Source organism: Terriglobus sp. ADX1 (assembly GCF_036877645.1).
Taxonomy (GTDB): domain Bacteria; phylum Acidobacteriota; class Terriglobia; order Terriglobales; family Acidobacteriaceae; genus Terriglobus.
This window is the reverse complement of the sequence record NZ_JAEDXV010000005.1, coordinates 1-23,049: the sequence shown is the minus strand read 5'-3', so window position 1 is coordinate 23,049 and position 23,049 is coordinate 1. Positions and strand designations below refer to the sequence as shown.

General features: G+C 58.4%; 16 protein-coding genes and 1 pseudogene. 12 read left to right on the top strand and 5 right to left on the bottom strand.

Translation table 11 applies throughout. The features are described from left to right. Window positions 1-26 precede the first annotated feature (26 nt). The 5 genes from JAO32_RS04840 (at window position 27) to JAO32_RS04820 (ending at window position 10,814) form a co-directional block, all read left to right on the top strand. Entirely contained in the window at window positions 27-2,798 is a 2,772-nt protein-coding gene (locus JAO32_RS04840) for a valine--tRNA ligase (RefSeq protein ID WP_334238055.1), read from the top strand. Window positions 2,799-3,151: 353 nt separating this feature from the next. Continuing rightward, window positions 3,152-4,330, top strand: a complete 1,179-nt coding sequence (locus tag JAO32_RS04835; RefSeq protein ID WP_334238053.1) for a TIGR03435 family protein — start codon at window positions 3,152-3,154, stop codon at window positions 4,328-4,330. A 122-nt stretch (window positions 4,331-4,452) separates the two neighbouring features. Beyond that, window positions 4,453-5,616, top strand: a complete 1,164-nt coding sequence (locus tag JAO32_RS04830; RefSeq protein ID WP_334238051.1) for a TIGR03435 family protein — start codon at window positions 4,453-4,455, stop codon at window positions 5,614-5,616. Next, complete coding sequence (locus JAO32_RS04825; protein ID WP_334238049.1) at window positions 5,617-8,670, top strand: TonB-dependent receptor; 3,054 nt, start codon at window positions 5,617-5,619, stop codon at window positions 8,668-8,670. 2 nt (window positions 8,671-8,672) lie between these two features. Continuing rightward, window positions 8,673-10,814 carry a VWA domain-containing protein gene (locus JAO32_RS04820; protein ID WP_334238047.1) on the top strand — a complete coding sequence of 714 codons (2,142 nt, stop codon included), beginning with the start codon at window positions 8,673-8,675 and terminating at the stop codon, window positions 10,812-10,814. Window positions 10,815-11,026: 212 nt separating this feature from the next. On the opposite strand, the gene sseA is transcribed toward JAO32_RS04820, so the two are convergent. Beyond that, window positions 11,027-11,917: a 3-mercaptopyruvate sulfurtransferase gene (gene sseA / locus JAO32_RS04815; RefSeq protein WP_334238045.1), complete on the bottom strand. Its 891-nt coding sequence runs from the start codon at window positions 11,915-11,917 to the stop codon at window positions 11,027-11,029. Window positions 11,918-11,929: 12 nt separating this feature from the next. Between sseA and JAO32_RS04810 the strand changes: the two genes are divergently transcribed. From JAO32_RS04810 to guaA, 6 genes are all read left to right on the top strand, one after another. Beyond that, window positions 11,930-12,295, top strand: coding sequence for a hypothetical protein (locus JAO32_RS04810; protein ID WP_334238043.1), 366 nt, complete (start codon window positions 11,930-11,932; stop codon window positions 12,293-12,295). Between the two features lie 65 nt (window positions 12,296-12,360). Continuing rightward, the gene (locus JAO32_RS04805; protein ID WP_334238041.1) at window positions 12,361-12,960 is read left to right on the top strand and encodes an RNA polymerase sigma factor; all 600 of its coding nucleotides are present in this window, start codon (window positions 12,361-12,363) and stop codon (window positions 12,958-12,960) included. Window positions 12,961-13,018: 58 nt separating this feature from the next. Further along, a complete protein-coding gene (gene leuS, locus JAO32_RS04800; RefSeq protein WP_334238039.1) occupies window positions 13,019-15,565 on the top strand; it encodes a leucine--tRNA ligase in 2,547 nt (848 codons plus the stop codon). Window positions 15,566-15,570: 5 nt separating this feature from the next. Next, the gene (locus JAO32_RS04795; protein WP_334238037.1) at window positions 15,571-16,485 is read left to right on the top strand and encodes a hypothetical protein; all 915 of its coding nucleotides are present in this window, start codon (window positions 15,571-15,573) and stop codon (window positions 16,483-16,485) included. A 340-nt stretch (window positions 16,486-16,825) separates the two neighbouring features. Further along, window positions 16,826-16,999, top strand: coding sequence for a hypothetical protein (locus JAO32_RS04790; RefSeq protein ID WP_172838110.1), 174 nt, complete (start codon window positions 16,826-16,828; stop codon window positions 16,997-16,999). Between the two features lie 60 nt (window positions 17,000-17,059). Next, a complete protein-coding gene (gene guaA, locus JAO32_RS04785) occupies window positions 17,060-18,643 on the top strand; it encodes a glutamine-hydrolyzing GMP synthase (RefSeq protein ID WP_334238033.1) in 1,584 nt (527 codons plus the stop codon). Between the two features lie 57 nt (window positions 18,644-18,700). On the opposite strand, the gene JAO32_RS04780 is transcribed toward guaA, so the two are convergent. The 4 genes from JAO32_RS04780 to rph all read right to left on the bottom strand — a co-directional run bounded on the left by JAO32_RS04780 (window position 18,701) and on the right by rph (window position 22,556). Next, a complete protein-coding gene (locus tag JAO32_RS04780; protein ID WP_334238030.1) occupies window positions 18,701-19,345 on the bottom strand; it encodes a dihydrofolate reductase family protein in 645 nt (214 codons plus the stop codon). 8 nt (window positions 19,346-19,353) lie between these two features. After that, entirely contained in the window at window positions 19,354-20,631 is a 1,278-nt protein-coding gene (locus JAO32_RS04775; protein ID WP_334238028.1) for a POTRA domain-containing protein, read from the bottom strand. 81 nt (window positions 20,632-20,712) lie between these two features. Then, window positions 20,713-21,723 (bottom strand): tagatose 1,6-diphosphate aldolase, encoded by a 1,011-nt coding sequence (locus JAO32_RS04770; RefSeq protein WP_443082571.1) that lies wholly within the window; start codon window positions 21,721-21,723, stop codon window positions 20,713-20,715. A 110-nt stretch (window positions 21,724-21,833) separates the two neighbouring features. Beyond that, window positions 21,834-22,556, bottom strand: a complete 723-nt coding sequence (gene rph / locus JAO32_RS04765) for a ribonuclease PH (protein WP_334238024.1) — start codon at window positions 22,554-22,556, stop codon at window positions 21,834-21,836. Window positions 22,557-22,752: 196 nt separating this feature from the next. Here rph and JAO32_RS04760 point away from each other — a divergent pair. Then, window positions 22,753-23,049 (top strand): annotated as a pseudogene (locus JAO32_RS04760) (hypothetical protein); the annotation flags it as partial.

The following is a 23,049-nucleotide window of genomic DNA, read 5'->3' as shown; positions in this document are numbered from 1 at the left end:
GAGCGCACAACCGCGCTCCTTTTCATATGCCGAACGAACTTCCCAAAGCCTACGACCCCGCCGCCATTGAACAGAAATGGGCGGACTTCTGGGTCGCCGAAAAACTTTTCGATACTCCGCTGAACCAGCCCTCCGATGGCCGCAAGCCATTTGTCATGCTGCTGCCACCGCCCAACGTCACGGGCCGCCTGCACATGGGCCACATGCTCAACCAGACGGAGATGGACATTCTCGCGCGCTGGCACCGCATGCTGGGCGAAGAAAGCGTTTGGGTACCCGGTACCGACCACGCCGGCATCGCCACGCAAATGATGGTGGAAAAGCAGCTCAAGGCAGAAGGCACCAACCGCAAGGAACTCGGTCGTGACGCGTTCCTTGAGCGCGTGTGGCAGTGGAAGTCGCAGTACGGCGGCGCCATCACCACGCAGATGAAGCGCCTCGGCGCATCCGTCGATTGGGGCCGCGAATACTTCACCATGGACGAGAACCTGTCCAACGCGGTGACAGAAGCCTTCGTGCGCTTGCACGAACAGGGCCTCATCTACCGCGGCAGCTACATCGTCAACTGGGATCCCATCCAGCAGACCGCCGTGTCTGACCTTGAAGTCGAACACAAGGAAACCGTCGGCAAGATCTATCACCTGCGTTATCCCTTCGCAGACGGCAGCGGCTCCATCGTCATCGCAACCACGCGCCCTGAAACCATGTTGGGCGACGTTGCCGTTGTCGTGAACCCAGAAGACGAACGCTACAAGGCACTCGTTGGCAAGACGATCAAGCTACCGCTCAGCGCCGCGGCTGGAAAACCAGCACGTGAAATCCCGCTGCTCGCAGACGAATGGGCCAAGCCCGAGTTCGGCACAGGCGCGGTGAAGGTCACACCCGCGCATGATCCGAATGATTACGAGATCGGCAAGCGTCATTCGTTAGCTGAACTAACCATCATGGACGAGACCGCGCACATTGACCTGCCCGGCTCGCCCTACCACGGCCTCGATCGCTACGAAGCACGCAAGCGCATCCTCGAAGACCTGGAAGCGCAGGGCCTGCTCGTTGAAGTGAAGGATCACACGCTGGCCATCGCCACATCGCAGCGTAGCGGCGCAGTCATTGAACCGCGTCTTTCAATGCAGTGGTTCATCAAGATTCAGCCACTTGCCGACAAGGCCATCGCTGCAGTTGAAGAAGGCCACATCAAGTTCACGCCGCCCATGTACGCCAAGACGTACTTTGAGTGGATGCGCAACATTCACGACTGGTGCATCTCGCGTCAGCTCTGGTGGGGCCACCGCATTCCGGCATACCACTGCCCGCAGTGCGGAACAACATGTGTTGCCAAGACGCGTCCGGAACGTTGCGGCTCCTGCGATCACGCAGAACTGCAGCAGGAAACCGACGTGCTCGACACATGGTTCTCCAGCGGTCTGCTGCCGTTCACGGTTTTCGGTTGGCCCGAGCCTACGGAAGACAGCGCAAAGTTCTACCCGACGGATCTGCTCGTCACTGGCTTTGACATCCTCTTCTTCTGGGTGGCGCGCATGATCATGCTGGGCACGCACTTCATGCTCGATGTGCCCATGCCAGACGGCAGCAAGCGCGAATTGAAAGACGCCGTACCATTCCGCGATGTCTACATCCACGCGCTCGTGCGCGATGCGGACCGTCAGAAGATGTCCAAGACCAAGGGCAACGTGATCGACCCCATCGAGATCATTGAACGCTTCGGTACGGACGCGGTGCGCTTCACACTCGCATCGCAGGCATCACCCGGTACAGACATTGCTTTTAGCGAAGCGCGTACCGAAGGCTATCGTGCCTTCGCTAACAAGATCTGGAACGCTGCGCGCTTCCTCTTCCTGCAGATCGATCGTGCACGCACCGCCGGTTACAAGATGACCATGGGCGCCGCGAATCCGGTAGGCGCATTGCCGGAGATCACGCCCATTGAAACGCGCTGGATCTTCGCGCGCCTCAACGCCGTGACTGTTGAAGTGGATAAGGCGTTGAAGGAATACCGCTTCGACGAAGCGGCCAACGCCGTTTACCAGTTCTTCTGGGGCGAGTTCTGCGACTGGTATCTCGAACTGGTGAAGCTGCGTCTCGATTTTCCTGAAGTAAAGGAAGGCGAGCAGCCCATTCAGAACCCGGAGACGGCCATCTCGCTCGCGGGCTTGGTTGGAGTCTTCGAAGCATCGCTGCGCTTGCTGTCGCCGTTCATGCCCTTCCTCACAGAGGAGCTGTGGCACGCACTGTACGAAGGCAAGCCTTACGCCAAGAGCATCGCGCTCACACGATTCCCGCAGCCAAGCGACTTTCCGGCAGATGACACCGCGGTCTCCGCTATTACCACGTTGCAGGAACTCATCAACACCATCCGCGGCCTGCGCAAGGATCTCGGCGTTCCTGAAAAGGAAGCGGCGCCCATCCTCATCCACGGCGACCACCGCACCCTCGCACTGGCCGACGCGCATCGTGACATGCTGGCCAAGCTCGCTCGCGTTAGCGATGTGGACTTCGCGACAGAGACCCTTACCGGAACGGATGCACGTTCCGGCGTGGGCTTCGACGTACGCGTGATATATGAGCGCCAGATCGACGTTCCGGCAGAGCGCGAGCGCCTCACCAAAGAGATCGCCAAGCTCACCAAGGGCCTGGAGGCGGCAAACCGTCAGTTGTGCAATGAGGCATTCCTCGCGAAGGCTCCGGCAAACGTCATCGAAGGCCTGAAGAAACAGCAGTCGGAAACGCAGTTACTCCACGACAAGGCAAAGGCCGCACTCGAAGCCCTGCCTGCATAAAACCTGTAAATACATAGCAAGCCAACGGAATGCCGGACTTAGTCATGAGTCCGGCATTTCCGTTTCTGTTCTGTATGAGAAATAAGGGCAAGCGATTTTTATTGCGTATAGAAAACTACATAGGTATGATTGCCACGTTTCAACAGCAGTAGATGTTTCGGTTGTGGATCGCAGGGAGAAACCGGAGACAACTAAATCTCTAGGAACAGCTGGTTGCCGGAGAGAAGAAAGTCAATATAGAACCGGCTGCTTAATTTTTTGAAAACGATTGCAATTTTTCCCAACCAAACTCACGCTGCCGCGTATATCTAGGTGCAGCCTTCTTAATCTGGTTCCTTCGGGGAGTAACTTTCATGCGCTTTGGTGTATCGGCCCGCATCGCGTTCGCCGCAGTAGTGTTCTCGGTTATTCCTTGTACTGTCGTGTCTGCGCGAGCAGCATCCGCTCAAGCTGCCGTTGCAAAAACGGACATCGCGGACACATGGCAGGGAACACTGCAAGTAGGTCGAGACCTGCGCACCGTGGTCAAGATCAGCAAGACTGCAGACGGCAAACTCAAGGCGCAGTTCTACAGTATCGATCAGAATCCACGTCCCATCGATGTCACGGATACGATCTTTCATGATGGCGAACTAACGCTCAAGGTAGACCTGATCGGCGGTGTCTACACCGGTAAGATGGCGCCCGATGGCAATACCATTACGGGCGAATGGAAGCAGGGGGACAAGCCGCTGCCCCTGATCCTGGCTCGCGCCACCAAGGAGACTGCATGGGCCATTCCAGAGCCACCTAAACCCGTTCCGCCGATGGCGGCGGATGGTGATCCCAACTGGGATGTAGCCACTGTGAAGCCCGCCCCGCCGGACGAAAGAGGCAAAGGGTTTGGTGGTCCACCGCGTCACTTCCGTACTGGCAATACCACCCTGAACGATCTCGTTATGTTTGCCTACCAGGTAAACACCAAGCAGATCATCAATGGTCCCGCCTGGATGGAGTCCGATAAGTTCGATATCACCACTGGCGAGCCTGATCTTCCCGGCGCGCCCAGTGATGATCAGGTGCGCTCCATGATGCGCAAACTGCTGGCTGACCGCTTTGGCTTGAAGTTCCACAAAGGCCAACAACAAATGTCGGCGTATGTGATCAGTGTGGCCAAAGGCGGCCCGAAGCTCACCGCCAGCAAGTCGGATCCTCATGATCCCACAGCATTTTTCTTCCCCAAGCTTGGCAGCCTGGTCTTTCGCAACATCAGCATGGATGGTTTTGCTTCATGGATGCAGAACGGCGTCTTTGACCGCCCCGTGGTGAATCGCACGGAGATACCCGGTCGCTTTGATGGGACGCTGAAATGGACGCCGGATGAGACGCAGTTTCAGATCTTCGGTGTAAAGATCGTTCCCGATGAATCGGCTGACGCACCTCCGCCCATCACGCCCGCAATGGACCAGCAGTTGGGCTTAAAACTAAGCGCAGAAAAAACCGCCGTCGATGTCATGATCCTCGACCACGTGGAGAAACCCAGCGACAACTAAGTGCGCTCAAGTCTGCAGGGAAAGGATTCCCGTTTTGAATCGGAAGAAAGTATGGAACGGATCGGCTTTCTTTGCGTATATCCCTGTGCAGCCTTGTAACCTAAACCTTTAGGAGTTCGTCCATGCGTTCCCTGGCTTTTGCCTTGCTTGCCTTCAGCGTCGTCAGTCTTCCCCCTATGCGACTACACGCTGCCGCTGTGCAGGCCGCCGCGGCAAAGACCAACATTGACGACACCTGGCAGGGGACGCTGCACGCGGAAAAAGACCTCCGCACCGTCATCAAGATCAGCAAAGACGCGGACGGCAAGTTGAGGACACAGTTCTTCAGCATCGATCAGGGAGGTCGTGCCATTCCCGTGGATGCCACCACCTTTCAGGGGGGTCAGCTTGTCCTGAAGATCGATGCCATTGATGGCCTGTACACCGGTACTCTCTCGCCGGATGGCACTACGATCACCGGCCAGTGGAAGCAGGGTGACAAGCCGTTGCCACTCATCCTGGTACGCGCTACGCCGGACACCGCATGGGCCATCCCGGAGCCTCCAAAGCCCGTCCCTCCCATGGCCGCTGACGCGAATCCGTCGTGGGACGTCGCCACCATTAAGCCCGCACCGCCCGATGAACAGGGCAAAGGTTTTGGCGGGCCACCGCGCCACTTTCAAACGCGCAACACCACGCTCAATGACATGATCAGCTTTGCCTACGAGGTGAATCCCAAGCAGATCGTGGGTGGCCCCGCATGGATGGAGACAGACAAGTTTGACATCGTCACCGGCGAACCGGATGCTCCCGGCGCTCCCACCGGCGCGCAGGTAAAAGCCATGCTGCGCAAGCTGATGGCACAGCGCTTTGGCCTGAAGTTCCATGAGGGCAAGCAGCAGATGTCAGCCTACGTCCTCACCGTCGCCAAGGACGGCATCAAGATGACCAAGACCGATGGCGACGAACACAGCGGTGGCGGCTTCCAATTCACCAAGCTCGGCCATCTCATCATGCGCAATCAAACCATGGATGACATCTGCCATGGCTTCCAGGGCGCGGTGTTTGATCGTCCGGTGGTAAACCACACCGGTCTGCAGGGCCGTTACAACGGCACCCTCACATGGACGCCCGATGAAACCCAGTTCGCTGTCTTCAATGTAAAAATTGTTCCGGATGAATCACCCGACGCACCACCACCCATCTTTACTGCCATTCAGCAGCAGAGCGGCTTGAAGCTCGACGCGGAAAAGACCGCTGTTGATGTCATGATCCTCGACCACGTCGAAAAACCAAGCGAGAACTGATTGATCCGAGCATTGTCCATCCCATCGAAGGCGCGTTCTTCTGCGGCAGCACTGCTGTTTCTTTCCGCAGTCACCGCATCTGCCGCGGAGCATCACGGACGCGTACTGACCAACGGCCTGCCGTTACCCGGTGTCACGGTCACTGCCACGCAGGGCGACAAGAAGCTGGTCGCCACCACTGATGCACAGGGCATCTTTCAGTTCCCGACGATTGATGCGGGGCAGTGGCACCTGCACATGGAGATGCAGGGCTTCCGCGCTGTCGACGCGACAGTGACCATCCCTGAGACAACGGCCGCCGCGCCAGTGGAACTGCAGATGATGCCGTTGGCAGAAGTGCTCGCTTCTGCCAAGGCCATGCTACCCAACGCGCCCGCGCCGGTCGTTACCGCCGCCGTGGAAAAACCCGCAGCAAAAGGCAAGGCGAAGGACGCTGGCGACAACTCTGCCCCGCCGCCACCGCCATCCGATTCGGCTGCTTCGTCCGAGCCGGACAAGAGCGCCGACGGCATGCTCATCAACGGCAGCGAAAACAACGCCGCCACCAGCAAGTATTCGCTGGCACAGGCCTTCGGTTCACGTCGTGCTGGCAGCAAAAAACTGTATACCGGCAGCGTCGGCTTCCAGGTCAGCGCGTCGCCGTTCGACGCCAAGCCCTACTCCGTGGCCGGTCTGCAATTGCCCAAGGCGTCGTATACGCAGTTCACTGGAATCGCCACCATTGGTGGCCCCATCCGCATTCCGCATCTCTTCTACAACGGGCCAAACTTCTTCCTCGCCTATCAGTGGACGCGTGATAACGATGCCACCATCTACACCGGCCTTGTTCCCACAGCGGATCAGCGTAACGGAATCGTTGCCGGTACCATCGTCAATCCGACGACTGGCCTTCCCGTTGTTGGTCCTGTGCCCGTCAGCCGGCAGGCCGCGGCGTTGCTCGCGTTGTATCCGTTGCCCAACATCACCGGCAACACCAGCTACAACTACCAGACGCAGGTAGTGAACGGCACGCACGCGGACGCCATGCAATTGCATATGGACAAATCCGTTGGTCGTCGCGATTCGTTCTTCGGCCAGTTTGCCTTCCGCAATCTGCGTTCGGACGCTGCAAATCTCTTCCAGTTCCGTGACACCACCAAGACCTTTGGTATCGACACCAATGTGCATTGGCAGCATCGCTTCCCGCACCAGTTGTTCGTCGATACTGGCTACCGCTTCACGCGTCTGCGTACTGACATCACGCCGTTCTTCGCGAACCGCACTAACATCAGCGGCAACGCGGGTATCACGGGCAACAACCAAGACTCCACCAACTGGGGCCCGCCAACGCTAAGCTTCTCCAGCGGCATCGCAGGCCTCACGGACGGCATCAGTGCCTTCGATCGCAACCGCACGGACGCGCTCTCCATTGAAGCCACGTGGACGCATCGTCGCCACACCGTCACCTTTGGTGGCGACTTCCGCAGGCAGGAGTTCAATCAGCTCGCACAGTCCAACCCGCGCGGCGGTTTCACCTTCACCGGTGCCGCATCCGGCAACGACTTCGCAGACTTCCTGCAGGGCACACCAGATGCCAGCAGAGTCGCCTATGGCAACGCGGATAAGTACTTCCGTCAGTCCGTCAGCGATCTATACGTCACAGACGACTGGCGCATCAAGCCCGAACTCACGCTCACCACCGGCATCCGCTGGGACTACGGCGCACCGAACACGGAGCTAAAGGGTCGCCTCGTCAATCTCGATGTCGCACCAGGATTCACCAACGCCCAACCGGTACTTGGCTACAACCCGGTCGGCCCAGTCACCGGCCAGCACTATCCCTCCTCGCTGGTACGTCCGGACCTTCGCAAATTCCAGCCGCGTTTTGGCTTCGCATGGCGTCCCCTGCCCGCACAGCCGCTTGTCATCCGCGGTGGTTACGGCATTTACGTGGACACCTCTGTCTATCTCAATGCGGCAGAATCCATGTCGCAGCAATCGCCGCTCTCCACCAGCCTCAACGTCTCCCGTAGCGCAACGTGCCCGCTCACCATGGCGAACGGCTTCATTAATTGCGCTGGAACAACGTCGAACACCTTCGCCATCGATCCAAACTTCCGCACCGGCTACGCGCAGATGTGGAATCTGAGCGTGCAGCAGGATCTGCCCGGCTCCCTGGTGCTCACCGCAAGGTATCTCGGTTCCAAGGGAACACACGTGCCGCAGGAATTTCTTCCCAACACCTACGCACCGGGAGGCACACCCACCTGCGCCTCCTGCCCACGCGGCTTTGTGTATCGCACCTCGTATGCCAATGCCATTCGCCATGCGGGTGAAGTGCAGTTGCGCCGCCGTCTGCGCAGTGGACTCACCGCCACGTTGGATTACCTCTACGCGCACTCCATCGACAACGCCGCATTCCTCGGCGGTGGAGGCACAAACACGGCAGCCGTCTCTTCGGCTCTCACGGCGTACAACACCCCGGCAGAATCCGTCGCACAGAATTGGCTGAACCTCCGTGCAGAGCGCAGCCGCTCCTCCTTCGATCAGCGTCATCTGTTGAAGTTCACGCTGCAATACACCAGCGGTATGGGCATGGGCGGCGGAACGCTCATGACGGGTTGGCGCGGCAAACTGCTCAAGCAGTGGACCATCGCGTCGGAGTTCGCTGCGGGCAGCGGCCTGCCACAAACGCCCATCTACGTGGCGACGATCCCTGGCACAGGTTTTACCAATATCCTTCGCCCCAACCGCACCGGTGCAGATCTTTATGCAGCACCCGCTGGCTACCATCTCAACTCCGCCGCATACGCAACGCCATCGAACGGCCAATTCGGCAACGCGGGTCGTTACTCCATTGAAGGGCCCAACTCCATCACGCTCGATAGCTCCTTGGCGCGCGTCTTCAAATTCCGCGACCCATACAGCTTTGAGCTACGCGTCGACAGCACCAATATCCTGAACCACGTGGTTTACACCGGATGGGTCACCACTACAAACAGCACTACCTTCGGTCTGCCTGCCTCAGCGAAGGGCATGCGTCAATTCGAACTCAGCGGGAGGCTTCGCTTCTAACCATGAAATCTCTCGTACTCATCGCAACTCTCGCGCTCGCAACCTCGGCCGTATCGCAGCAGATTGGCACCAATCAGCCGCAGGGCCAGGACGGCTCATACACGCTTAGCGTCAAGTCACAACTCGTGACCGAAGCGGTCGTCATCAAGGACAAGAGCGGCAAGTTCATTCCGAACCTCACCGCCAACGACTTCACCATCACAGAAGACGGCACACCACAGAAGATTCGCGTCTTCGAACATGAATCGCTGCCCGTTGACGCCGCGCCTCTGCCCAAGCAGGACCCCAACGACGAACAGGTCAAGATTTACAAGAGGCTGGCGCGCACATCATTCCAGCAATCCGCGCAGTACAAGGACAAGCGTCTCATCGCCATGTACTTCGACATGACGGCCATGCGTCCTGACGATCAGTTGCGCGCACTGCAGTCCGCGGAAAAATTCATCCGCACACAGATGACCTCTGCCGATCTCGTCTCCATCCTGCGTTATCAGGGTGGCTCCGTCGATGTGTTGCAGGACTTCTCGCAGGACCGCAACAAGATGCTCTCCATCCTTGAAACCATGATCGTGGGTGAAGGGCAGGGCAATGACGAATCCGTCACTGACGACAGCAGCGCAGACACAGGAGCAGCCTTCGGTCAGGATCCAGGCGAATTCAACATCTTCAACACCGATCGTCAGCTTTCTGCATTGCAGACAGCGGCCACTATGCTCGGCGCAATGAATGAGAAGAAGATCCTTCTCTACTTCGCCAGCGGCCTCCGTCTTAATGGCAACGACAATCAGGCGCAGCTCCACGCAACCGTTGAAACTGCCGTGAAATCCGGCGTGGCTTTCTGGCCCATTGACGCGCGCGGCCTCGTGGCTACTCCGCCGCTCGGTGATGCATCGCAGGGTTCGCCCGGTGGACAGGGCATGTACAGCGGCGCATCTGCCACCGCTGTTAACGATCGCTTCCAGCAGTCGCAGGACACGCTCTACGCGCTCGCTGCAGACACCGGCGGCAAAGCCTTCTTTGACAACAACGATCTCAATGCAGGCATCGTCCGCGCACAGAAGGCCGTCACGGACTACTACCTCATCGGTTACTACACCACCAACACTTCGTTGAATGGTGCGTTCCGCAAGATCAAGATCACCGTTGCCGATTCGCTCAACGCCACACTCGACTATCGAAAGGGCTATTACGCGAACAAGGAATTCGGTAAGTTCAACGGCACCGAAAAAGAGCGCCAGTTGGAAGACGCGCTCATGCTCGGCGACCCCATCACCGAACTCACCATTGCAATGGAGTTGAATTACTTCCAGCTCAATCGCGCAGAATACTTCGTTCCCCTCACGGTCAAAATCCCCGGTCGTGAACTTGCACTCGCAAAGAAGTTTGGCAGTGAACACACTGTCATCGACTTCGTCTGCGAAATCAAAGACGAAATCGGCGGCAACACCGTCACGAACCTGCGCGACAACGTCGATGTAAAGATCAGCGACGACACCGCCGCAGAACTCACGAAGCGTCCCATTGAGTACAGCACCGGCTTCACGCTGCTGCCCGGCCGTTACAACATCAAGTTCCTCGCACGCGACGACGAAACGGGCCGCATCGGCACCTACCAAACCAGCTTCATCATTCCGAACCTGAACAAGGAAACGAAGAAGCTTCCCATCAGCTCAGTCGTCCTCAGCAACCAGCGCGTCGACACCAAGTCCGCACTCTTCAACACCATGAAGGGTAAGGATCAGGCCAAGTCAGACGCGGTGAATCCGCTGATGAGCGCCGAAGGCAAACTCATCCCGTCGGTCACACGTGTCTTCCGCACAGACCGCGACCTTGAGATTCTGCTGCAGGCGTATCAGGGCGCAGCGCCAGCCGCTGCAGCGACACCCGGCGCTGCTCCGGCAGCTCCAGCACGCGGACCTCTGGTGGCATACGTCTCCATCTTCCGCGATGGCAAAAAAGCAATGGAAACGCAGGCCGTCAAAGCCGAACCCATCGCTGAAAGCCGCCTCGGAACGACACCCATCCGCATGAAGGTGCCGCTAACCAACCTCACCGCAGGCGAGTACGACATACAAGTCACCGTCCTCGACCCTGCAGGCAACCGCATCGCCACATGGCGAGGCCCCATGGCCATCGCACGCTAAGCGAATCAAACAATACAAAGGGCACGGAGACATCCGTGCCCTTTGTATTGTTCAGAGAGACAACACCCGCGAAGCTCGTACGGCCAAAGGCCGTCATCAACCGAAGCTCCAACGGTCGAAGACCGTCATCCTGAACGAAGCGAAGCGGAGCTGAAGGACCTGCATTCCTATCCCGCACGAGATACTTCGGGAAGATAAAGAAGTTAAGTAAGCTAATCTTTTACAATCACCGCTTCCGGTCGTGACGCATACTCCGCCCACGAACCGTCATACAAACTCAACTTCTCAGCCCCTGCCAGTTCAAGCGCCAGCGAAACCACCGCTGCCGTTACACCGGACCCGCATGAAGTCGTACAGGGCTTCGAAAGATCAATACCCTTCGCCGCAAAGTATTCGCGCAACTCCTCCGGCGACTTCATCTTTCCATCCACCGCCAGCTCCATAAACGGAGCATTCACCGCACCCGGCATATGCCCGGACGACAAGCCGGCACGAGGCTCCGGCGAGGTGCCATCAAACCGGCCCTTCGCCCTCGCATCCAGAATCTGCTCGCCGCGAGCAATCTTTCCTTGCAACTCCGCAAATGTGGTCATCGCTCCCGGCTTCAACTCCGCTGCAAACGAAGCACGCTCGCGTGTCACCTCGCCGCTCTCCGTAGGCAAGCCCGCAGACTTCCATGCAGCCAATCCACCATCCAGCAGATGCACATCCTTCGCGCCGAAGCTGCGCAGCATCCACACCGCGCGCGGGGCAGAGAACACACCCACCTGCTCATACACCACGATGGTGTCATCCTTCCCAATGCCCAGCGCTTCCATGCTCGCGCCAAAGCTTTCAGCGGAAGGCAGCGTATGCGGCAAGCCTGACGAATGATCGCTCAGGTCATCAATGGAAAAGAACACAGCACCCGGCAAATGCTCTGCCACATAGCGCCCGCGCGTATCCACCGCAGGCGTCACACCCACCGGAGGCATCGTCGCATCCACCAGAACCAGCTTCTTGTCGCTCAGCCGATCCGCCACCCACTGCGTACTCACAATCAGGTTCATAAAACTCAGGTTAGCAGCCAGTGGGTTGACCTTCAGCAGTATTCGGAGTCTCATAGGAGACAGAACATGGTGCGGCGTCGACTCACAACACGCGCATTCTGGCTGATGCTGGCAGTCGCCGGCCTCTTCAGCATGTTCACGGTCCAATCCACATACACGCTGAAGTTCAACCACATCCCCGGCAGGCTCAACGCCCGCGCCGGCGGTACGGTCGCCTCCATGGCGCAGCGCGAACGTGTGGAGAAGGTTGCGGAGTCCACGCAGGCAGATGAATCGCTTGCCCTTGGCTCTGACCTCGACATCGCCGTACAGGCTCCCCAGCTGCATGTAACGCCCGTTCGGCAACGTACAGAAGCAGCCCTCCCCGCATCGCCGGGTCTGTGGCCGCCACCACTGCTTTTCCGACCACCGCCAACACTCTCCGTCGCCTGAAGCCCTCGCGCAGCCTCTGCTTGCGCGTAGTTCCTTCTCGTTTGGCACCAACGGAGAGCTTCGTCATGACATCTGCCTGCCCCACCACTTCAGAGCGCCAGCAGCGCCTCCTGCAACTCGTCGTGGACCACCGCAATTACTTTCTGCGCATCGCTCATCGCATCCTGCACAACGAGCACGACGCGGAAGACACCCTGCAGAACGCCTTTTATTCCGCATGGAAAGCGCTCGACGGTTTCCGTGAAGACGCGCAGTGGAAGACCTGGTTCACCAGCATCGTCATCAACAAATCGCTTGCCCTGCTGCGCTCGCAGAAGGTGCGCCTCGCCGCGTCCATCGACGAAGATCCGCTGCTGCTCTCCGAGTTTGAAATGCAGCGCGCCGACCACATGGAAACACCGGAGCGCACACTCCTGCGCAATGAAGACCACAGCATCCTGCTCCTGCGCATGGAACGTTTGCCCGCAGGAACCCAGGCAGTCCTCCGCATGCGCTACTTTGACGACCTTTCGGTGGAAGCCATCGCCGCCCATCGCGGAGCCACACCTCGCAGCGTGGAGGGGCATATCATGCGCGGTAAAAAACTCCTCCGCCGCGACGCCCACAAAACACCGCGCCAGCTCCTGCGCCCCGCTGTCCGCAGATACGCCGCAACCGCCGCCTGACCTCGCATCCGCGTCGGTGTGGAGTAGAAACACCGGCGCGGCCTACAATAAAAGGTGCATGTCTTCCGAACAGATCGTCGAACAGACCACCGCGCCCGAAGAGCCGAAGCGCTACCAGCCCCACGAGATTGAGCCGCGCCTGCAGGCCGCCTGGGATGCTGACCCGTCGCTTTACGCCGCTGACCCCATCGCCACCAGCAAAAAGCCGAAGTATTACGTGCTGGAAATGCTGCCGTACCCCTCCGGCAAGCTGCACATGGGCCACGTCCGCAACTACTCCATCGGCGACGCCCTCGCGCGCTACCAGTGGATGAACGGCTTCAACGTCCTGCACCCCATGGGGTGGGACAGCTTCGGCCTGCCCGCCGAAAACGCCGCCATCAAGAACAACACCGCGCCGCGGGAATGGACGCTGAACAACATCGCAGAGATGCGCAAGCAGATGCAGCGCATGGGCCTCAGCTACGACTGGTCGCGCGAAGTCACCACCTGCCTGCCGGAATACTACCGCTGGAACCAGTGGCTCTTTCTCGAAATGCTGAAGCGCGACCTCGCCTTCCGCCGCAAGAGCAAGGTCAACTGGTGCCCGAACTGCAACACCGTGCTCGCCAACGAGCAGGTCATCAGCGGCTGCTGCTGGCGCCATGAAGACACGCTGGTGGAACAGCGCGACCTCACGCAGTGGTTCTTCCGCATCACCAACTACGCGGATGAACTGCTCGACGGACTCGACAACCTCGAAGGCTGGCCCGAGAAGGTGCGCGTCATGCAGCGCAACTGGATCGGCCGCAGCGAAGGCGCGGAAGTTACATTTGCCGTGGATCAATGCACAGACAACATGACCATCACGGTCTTCACCACGCGCATTGACACCATCTTCGGCGCATCGTCGCTGCAGCTTGCGCCGGACCATCCCATCGTCCAGCACTGGGCTTCCGGCGATGCAGAATTGTCCGTTGAAGTGGACAAGATGCTGGCCGAACAAAAGACCGCGCGCGACACCGACATGCTGGGCGAACTGCCCAAGCACGGCGTGCCCACAGGCCGCAGTGTCATCAATCCCTTCACGGGCGAAAAGCTGCCGGTGTGGATTGCCAACTACGTACTCTCGGGCTACGGTACCGGCGCAGTCATGAGCGTGCCCGCGCACGACGAACGCGACTTCGAATTCGCGACGAAGTACGGCTTGCCCATCAAGCGCGTCATCGCGCCCAACCTCGACACCAACGATCTGCCGTTACCTTACACGGACAAGGCAGAATCCGTGCTGATCGACAGTGGTGAATGGACGGGCGAAGCTGTCCTCGAAGCTCAGGAAAAGATGTCGTCCTTCGCAGAGAAGAACGGCTTCGGCAAAAAGACCACGACGTATCGCTTGAAGGACTGGGGCGTCTCGCGCCAGCGTTACTGGGGCACGCCCATCCCTGTCGTCTATTGCGACAAGTGCGGCATGCAGCCTGTACCGGAAAATCAGTTGCCCGTACTGCTGCCAGAGAATGTTGACCTCGCCGTGGTCGATGGCTCACCGCTCTCACGCGTGCCAGAGTTCGTTAACACCACCTGCCCGCAGTGCGATGGCCCAGCGCGCCGCGAGACAGATACCATGGACACTTTCGTCGATTCGTCCTGGTACTTCTATCGCTACACCGACGCGCGCAACAACACCGCGCCGTTCGCATCGGAAGCCGCAAATTATTGGTTCCCCATTGACCAGTACATCGGCGGCGTCGAACACGCGATCCTACACCTGATCTACTCGCGCTACTGGACAAAGGTCATGCGCGACATCGGCCTCATCAAGAATAGCGAGCCCGCAACGCGCCTCTTCACGCAGGGCATGGTCATCAAGAACGGCGCGAAGATGTCCAAGTCCAAGGGCAACGTCGTATCGCCCGACGACATGATCGCCAAGTATGGCGCAGACGCAACGCGTATGTACGCGCTCTTCGCTGCACCGCCGGATCGCGATCTGGAGTGGCAGGAAGAAGGCGTCGCCGGCGTCTATCGCTTCCTCTCACGCGTACATCGCCTCACCACGAAATACGCCGCTCTGCATCGCGCAACCGAACACACGCAAACCCTCGAAGGCTTAAGCGTCGACGGTCAGCACTTGCTGCGCACATTGCATCAGACCATCGCAAAGATCACGCTCGACTTCAGCGGTCGCTGGCACTTCAACACCTGCATCGCTTCCATCATGATGTTGGTGAATGAAATCTCCGCCAGCGAAGCAAAGATGGACGCAGGCGACATCTCGCCCGCCACCATCCGCGAAGTCTTCCGCGGTCTCGTGTTACTGCTCGCACCGTTCGCACCATTCCTCTCGCAGGACTTGTGGACGGAACTTGGTCACAGCGGCATCGTCTTCCGCCAGCCTTGGCCCGTCGCAGATGCGGAACTCGCGCGCGAAGACGAAATCGAAATCCCCGTGCAGGTCAACGGCAAACTCGTTATCGTCATCAAGGTTGACGCAGCCGCGGACGCCGACACCATCAAGGCCGCCGCAAAGGCTGACGAGAAGGTCGCTGTGCGCATCGCAGGCAAGCCCATCGTCAAGGAGATCTTCGTCCCCGGCAAGATGGTCAACCTCGTGGTGAAGGGATAGTTCACTTGGTTAAGGAACAGCAGCGCGCCACGCAGGGATTCGTCGCCACACTCACACAAGTGCGCAACCATCCTTCGTGGGTGCTGCTGGAACTTACCTGGCGATGGCTCTTCGGCATCCCCGCAGTTGCCATCGTTTACGTGCAGGCGTCCAAAGTCTTCGCCTCGGTGCCCTGGCGCGCAACCAACATTGAAGCCCTCACGGTGAACCAGCTCCTCACCGATCCCATGAAGGCTTCCGCCACCATCGCTGATTTCGCAGCAATCGTTCTGCCAGGTCTGCTGCACATCGCATCCTGGCTCGCACCAGTCATGCTCGTTGCCTGGGCCATCGTCTCCGGCGCGGGCCGCACACTCGTCCTCCGCCGCATGGATGCCACATTGCAACCGCGCATCGGCACCATGATCGCATTGCAACTGCTGCGCATCCTGCCGCTCGCTGCACTATGTATCGTGTGGTTCTTCGGCGTGCAGGCACTCGGCCGCTGGACCATCGTCAACCCCATCGCCAACGGCGGCGACCCCATCATCATGGGCTACGTGGGGGGCGTTATCGTCCTCACGCTGGGCCTCTTCGTCGTCTCCGCACTCATCGGCTGGATCTTCAGCCTCGCACCGCTGCTTTCTGTACTCAACGGCACCGGCGTGGGCGGCAGCATCTCACAGTCGATCCGCACTGGCGGTCTGCGTAGCGGTCTCATTGAAATCAACCTCGTCCTCGGCATCGTGAAGATCGCGCTGATGATCCTCGCAGTTGTTTTCTCGGCCTGCCCTCTGCCATTCCAGACCGAACTCACAGACCAGTTCCTCTTCTACTGGAACTGCGCCGTAGCGGTGTGGTACTTCATCGCGTCTGACTTCTTCCACGTAGCGCGCCTCGCAGGCTACCTCCAGCTCATCCGGCCGCAAACCACCGAATAAGCCCAAGGCCGGTCATTCTGAGCGAAGCGAAGAATCCCCACACATTTCCTTCGCCGATACACTCCAAAGTTCCTCGCATCAAATCGGGTGCCCCAGGTTCGCGAAGCTACCTGGGTATCGCGAAAGCGATCCTACGAACGAAGTTCGTCCAGCGGGAACTCACATAACCAAGGCTGTTCAAGCGAAGCTCATACGACCAGAGGTCGTCATCCTGAGCGAAGCCGAAGGACCTGCATTCCTTTCGCTTACTGCAACGCTCTGAGAAGCCCAAAAATCCTCGGCGACCAAAGGCAGCAATCCCTCTGCACTCCGCATCACAGCTTGCGGAGGGACTACGGCTATGTCCTTTGGTCTTTACGTCTTCGGCTACATCGTCATCATCATCGGCGCAGCCTACCTGCTGCATCTCGCCCACGTGCCGCAGCACTGGATCGCCGGTCTTGTCATCGTCCTTCTCGGCGCGGGCATCGTTACCGGCGTCGCAAATACGCGACAGAAGGACAAATCCGAATAGCGAACTCCCGGCGAAGATTCACAGACACGTCTGTAACCCGCGGAAGTTACAATCAGGCTTGTGGACAGTTCAACCATTGTCATTCTGGATTTTGGAGCGCAGTACACGCAGCTCATCGCTCGCCGTGTACGTGAATTCAATGTGTTCTCCGTCGTTCTGCCTTGCACCGCCTCGCTTGAGAGCATTCGCGAGCAGAACCCCATCGGCATCATCCTCTCCGGCGGCCCCAGCTCCGTCTACGACGCGGACGCGCCCAAGGCCGACCCCGCAGTCCTGAAGCTAGGCCTGCCCACGCTCGGCATCTGCTACGGCATGCAGTTCATGGCGCATCATCTCGGCGGCAAGGTAACGCCCGCCGATAAGCGCGAATACGGCGACGCTGTAGTCGACGTAAAGAAGACCAACAAGCTCTTCGCCGGTCTTCCTGCAAAGCTTGATGTATGGATGAGCCACGGCGACAGCGTCGTCGATCTCCCTGCGGGCTTCGTCATCGCAGGCGAAACACACAACGCCATCTCCTCCATCGCCGACGAAAAGCGCAACATGTACGCGGTGCAGTGGCACCCCGAAGTTGCGCACAGCAAGCAGGGAACTGAGCTGCTGAAGAACTTTGTGCTCAACATCTGCGGCGCAAAGGCAGACTGGACACCGGCACACTTCATCACCTCGACGGTTGAAGCCATCAAGAAGCAAGTCGGCGATGGCCACGCCATCTGCGCTCTTTCAGGCGGTGTTGATTCGGCAGTCGCAGCCGTGCTCGTTTCGCGCGCCATCGGCGACCGCCTCACCTGCATCTTCGTCAACAACGGCGTGCTGCGTAAGAACGAGTTCGAGCAGGTGCAGAACAACATGCGCAAGAAGCTCGGCCTCAACGTCGTTGCTGTTGATGCATCCAAGCGCTTCCTTTCGCAGCTCGGCGGCATCACCGATCCTGAAACCAAGCGCAAGATCATCGGCCGTGAATTCATCTCCGTATTCGACGACGAAGCCGCACGCATTCTCGCCGACCAGGAAAAGAGCGGGGAACTGCAGCACGACGCCGCAGGCAACGAAATTGCATGGCTCGTGCAGGGCACGCTCTACCCCGACGTCATCGAATCCTCCAGCGTCAAAGGCCCATCGCAAACCATCAAGAGCCACCACAACGTTGGCGGCCTGCCGGAAAACATGAAGCTCAAACTCATTGAGCCTCTGCGCGACCTCTTCAAAGACGAAGTCCGCCGTGTCGGCAAAGATCTCGGCATGCCCGACGAAGTGCTTGAGCGCCAGCCCTTCCCGGGCCCCGGCCTCGCCGTTCGCATCGTTGGCGAAATCACCCCCGAGCGCGTGGAAATCCTGCAGAATGCCGACGACATCGTCGTCAGCGAAATCAAGAAGGCCGGCCTCTACAAGCAGATCTGGCAAAGCTTCGCAGTCTTGCTGCCGGTCAAGTCGGTCGGCGTCATGGGCGACCAGCGCACCTACGCCTACACCTGCGCCGTCCGCGCCGTGCACAGCGACGACGGCATGACCGCCGACTGGGTGCCGCTCCCCTACGAAGTGCTCAAGACCATCAGCAGCCGCATCGTGAACGAAGTCCGCGGCATCAACCGCGTCGTCTACGACATCACCTCAAAGCCACCTGGCACCATCGAGTGGGAATAAAAAGAAACGGCCCGAAGATACTCTCTTCGGGCCGTTCACTTTTGCAGAGGAATCGTTTTATTTCTCCAGAACCACATGCGTCGCAGCATTGGTCGCCACATGTTCCTTCACGCTGAACCCCAGCGACGGCAGATCAATTCCCGCCAACAGGTTCTCGCCACGCCCCAGCATCACGGGAGCCATCGCCAGGTGGACACTGTCCACAAGTCCTGCCTGCAGATACTGCCGAGCCGTCAACACTCCGCCGCCAATGCGAACATGCTTCTCACCCGCAGCCTGCTGCGCCTTCTCCAGCGCCGAGCCAACGCCATCCGTCACAAAGTAAAAGGTAGTGCCACCCTTCATCACAATCGGATCACGCGCATGGTGCGTCAGCACAAAGGTGGGTACGTGATAGGGCGGCTCCTCTCCCCACCACCCCTTCCAGCTATCATCCGGCCAGGGCCCGCGCACTGGCCCAAACATATTGCGGCCCAGAATCCACGCGCCATTTCCTTCCATCGCACGACGAGCAAAGATGTCATCTGCCGTATCTTCACCGTCGATCGCCATACCTTGCATGGCACGAAATGCCTTCGTAGGAAAGAACCACTGCATCAACTCCGGCCCGCGCTTACCCAGCGGATCTTGCAAGCTCTGCTCAATGCCCGCAGCAAATCCATCCAGCGAAACCGAAAACCCCGCAATCCGAACCTTCCCCATTCTGGCCTCTACTTGTTATTTGCAAAGAACGTAATCGTTACATCTACAGTGTGTGTTTCTGGATGCGCTACGGAATCAAACTTTGCCGTGTACGGTGCCAGCGATCGCAGCGCTGTATTGTTTTGCAGAAATTTTGCAGCATAAACGGAATCCCATACAGCTCCTGGTTTCAGCTTCCAATTTGTGTCAAAGTCTTTCTGTGCCTGCCCCGATAAACCCGTTGTGTGGACACTGTCCACATGATAAACCTGACCGGGCGAAATCGTCAGGTTGTAAGCCACCGTATGATTCGTTGTATCGGCCTTCAACGCGGGCACGATTGCCGCGTCCACATAGCCTTGCCGATGGTAAGCATCAAGGATGGGCTGATAACTCTCACGCAACGCAGCAACGGATACTGTATCGCCGGCTTGCACCTTGTTCGCCTTCGCAAAGTCGTCGGCTGAGAACAATGCGGTCCCCGGCCATGTAATGGAAGCCACACGGTACGGTTCTCCTGGAACAACCTGCGCCGCGACGGTAACGTTCGCCGAACCAGTCGCGCCATCCGCAACTGTGCGGCTCACATTTTCCAACTTTGCATCCACATAACCCGCGTTGCGATAAGCACTCAACAACGTGTCGGAAAGATGGCTATCAATGCCTTCATTGAAGGGCGTCCCAACCAGTTGGCCAATCGACTTCCGTTCTCCGGGAGCCAACTCGGCGCTTACGCCAGCCAGTTTCACATTGCTCAAAACCAGTCGCGGTTCGCTCACGCGAAAGGCTACGGCTGCTGTTGGACGCTCCGGCGTAGAGGGCTTCTGAAAGCCCTCTACCTTTGCATTTACACCCTTCGCCTTCAGCATTTCCTGAAGTGCATCCTGCACCTGCTGTTGCAGGTAGCCCGCAGCAGGCAGCTTGTCTGAATAAAGAGGCACGTGCTGCTGCAATCCAGCTTCGCGTTCTTCCGGTGTCAACCACGCAATGTTTTCAAAGGAAACCGGCAGCATCGTCGCAGGATCAGCAGGCTTCAGTTTGAAGATCACATCAATGCCGCTGGCCGCTCCATTTAGAGACATTTCAATGTCGCCAAACGCGCCGCTGTCTATAATGTGTTGCGCGGCATCGCTCATCTCCTTCTGGCCAATCTTCTGTCCAGGTGTCAGACCACTAGCAGCCTCAAGTTGTTTTTGCGAGTAGGGAGCGCCACCCTGAAATACCATGCGCTTCACGGTGTATTGGGCAGAAAGGGAAGCAGCAGCCAGTAGCATGACCGCAGGAACAGCAAATTGAAATCGGAGCATAGCGCAGAGTCTAACCTTGCCGCGCAAAAAAGGAAAAGGTCATCGCATATGCGATGACCTTCCGAATCCTTCTTTGGGAATTTACACTTCAGCCAACGACGAAGCACCGTACTTTAGGTACCAAGGCGAAGCCGCCTTCAGAGCCTCATTCACATTCTGAATGTTCTCCACGCCCGTGGTGTTCAGCCATGCTTCAAAGGCCTCTACACCCTGCTGCGCGTAGATCTTGATGCCGTCGTACCACGTTGCACGACCGCACAGAACGCCATTGAACTTCGTGCCGCTTTCACCTGCCAGCGCCAGCGTCTCAATGAAGATCGGATTGGTCACACCGGCTGACAGATAGATGAACGGTTTATCCGTCACCGTCTCGGCATCGCGGAAATACTGCAGCGCCTGCGCACGCGTGTAAGCGGATTCACCCTTGAACGCCTTTGTGCCTTCCACAAAGGTCATCTCAACGGGCACTTCAACCTTCAGCACGTCCACGCCGTAACGGTCCTTGGTGAACTCTTCCATCGTCTTCGTTACCACAGAGGGCTTCTTGCGCGCATACTCCAGCGTCTTCTCGCCCTTGCCGGCTTCGTCGTAACCCACCGGCTCCAGAAAGAAGGGAATGTCGTGGTAACGGCACTCATCGCCAATGCGCTCAATCCATGCCTGCTTCAGGTTGTTGACGTAGGCGTCTTCGTACGGCGTGTAGTACAGCAGAATCTTCACGCAGTCCGCGCCCGCTTCCTTCAGGCGACGAACGCTCCACAGGTCCAGCAGATCCGGCAGGCGTCCCGGCGTAGCGGCGTCATAGCCGGTCTTCTCATAGGCCAGCAGTAGTCCAGCATCGTTACGCTGGCGCGCTGCAGGCAGACCGTATTCCGGATCCAGCAGAATTGCCGACGCATACTTCGTCAGCGTCTTCGTCACCAGTTCCTTGAAGATGACCAGATCATCACCCGATGCTGCCGAACCGCGTGCTGCGCCAATCGACTTCTGCAGCGATCCGCGCTGGTCCATGGCCGCTGCGGCAATCACGCCACGCGCATCGGATACAGCCTTCAGTCCCTTGATCTTTCCCGGTGTTGGCTTCGTTGCCACTGTCATCCTCCCTGTTTTGAATCGCTTCATTATTCTATCGGCGCAAGAACACCGCATGAAAGGTGCGATACGGTTGCACGCCTTCACGCACCGATAAACGCGCGAATACCTTAGCCCTGCAGCAGCTCTTCCTGCAACCGGATAAGTTGTCGGATGCCGTTCTCAGCCAGGTCGAGCATCTCGCTCAGTTGCGCCCGCGAATACGGCACCTTCTCCGCCGTCGCCTGCGTCTCCACCAATCCGCCGGAAGCCGTCATCACCACGTTCATGTCCACTTCGGCTTGCGAATCTTCCTCGTAAGCCAGATCCAGCAGAACCTGCCCATCCACAATGCCAACGGACGTAGCAGCCACTAGCTCCCGCATCGGCGACTTCGGCAGCGTTCCCGCCTTCACCAACCGGTTCAGCGCCAGCGCTAGCGCCGCACACGCGCCAGTAATCGCGGCGGTACGTGTACCGCCGTCAGCCTGGATTACATCGCAATCCAGCACAATGGACCGCTCGCCCAGCGCCTTCAGGTCCACCACGCTGCGCAGTGACCGACCAATCAGCCGCTGAATCTCATGCGTTCGGCCGCCAATCTTGCCGCGCTCGCTCTCTCGGGGCGTGCGGGTGAGCGTTGCCCGCGGTAACATGCTGTACTCGGCGGTAACCCATCCCTTACCACTGTTCCGAAGCCATCCCGGCACAGTGGGTTCCACAGTGGCATTGCACAGAACGCGAGTATTCCCAACCTCCACCAGAACCGAACCCTCAGCAGTGGCCACAAAATCCCGGATTAACCGTGTTGGACGAAGTTCGCTGGTGCCGCGATCATTACTACGAAAAACCAATTCTTTACCCTCACTTATCCCTTTAAGTATCGCCGATTGGCGTTATCCAGCGCATTTCCTTGGCCGTTTGTCCCAAAATGGGAATATTTTCCCGTAGCGAACCAGAATTACTACGTCTCCTTCGTGCAGCTTTCGGTTACTTTGCGAGCATTACTTAGGTCGCAAATAGTACGTTAGTTGAGTAACCCCAAGAACGATGCCCGAACCATTGAAGCCCCTGAATAATTTCCAGCGCCCCGGTCTTTCCAAAGAAAGGTTGTTGACCCCGTCGGGCCCTGTCTCGGATATTTCCGATATTAGTAATGTCGGTCGTTGGACAGCTTCTTCGCCGCTCACTTCCGTCCCGGAAGGATCGGAAATTCCGCAGTTCTCCCCGTCCGAGCCCAAACTTGAACTTCTCGTCGTCGATGACGACCTTCCTGTGCTCAAAGCCTGTTGTGAAGTGGCATCGGGCATGGGATTCGCAGTTCATGCTGCCAACACGTCACAGCAG

Excerpts from the sequence above, each read along its gene's own strand:
- JAO32_RS04840 (WP_334238055.1), top strand. The coding sequence starts at position 27 with ATGCCGAACGAACTTCCCAAAGCCTACGACCCCGCCGCCATTGAACAG.
- JAO32_RS04835 (WP_334238053.1), top strand. The coding sequence starts at position 3,152 with ATGCGCTTTGGTGTATCGGCCCGCATCGCGTTCGCCGCAGTAGTGTTC.
- JAO32_RS04830 (WP_334238051.1), top strand. The coding sequence starts at position 4,453 with ATGCGTTCCCTGGCTTTTGCCTTGCTTGCCTTCAGCGTCGTCAGTCTT.
- JAO32_RS04820 (WP_334238047.1), top strand. The coding sequence starts at position 8,673 with ATGAAATCTCTCGTACTCATCGCAACTCTCGCGCTCGCAACCTCGGCC.
- sseA (WP_334238045.1), bottom strand. The coding sequence starts at position 11,917 with ATGAGACTCCGAATACTGCTGAAGGTCAACCCACTGGCTGCTAACCTG.
- JAO32_RS04810 (WP_334238043.1), top strand. The coding sequence starts at position 11,930 with ATGGTGCGGCGTCGACTCACAACACGCGCATTCTGGCTGATGCTGGCA.
- JAO32_RS04805 (WP_334238041.1), top strand. The coding sequence starts at position 12,361 with ATGACATCTGCCTGCCCCACCACTTCAGAGCGCCAGCAGCGCCTCCTG.
- leuS (WP_334238039.1), top strand. The coding sequence starts at position 13,019 with ATGTCTTCCGAACAGATCGTCGAACAGACCACCGCGCCCGAAGAGCCG.
- JAO32_RS04790 (WP_172838110.1), top strand. The coding sequence starts at position 16,826 with ATGTCCTTTGGTCTTTACGTCTTCGGCTACATCGTCATCATCATCGGC.
- JAO32_RS04780 (WP_334238030.1), bottom strand. The coding sequence starts at position 19,345 with ATGGGGAAGGTTCGGATTGCGGGGTTTTCGGTTTCGCTGGATGGATTT.
- JAO32_RS04775 (WP_334238028.1), bottom strand. The coding sequence starts at position 20,631 with ATGCTCCGATTTCAATTTGCTGTTCCTGCGGTCATGCTACTGGCTGCT.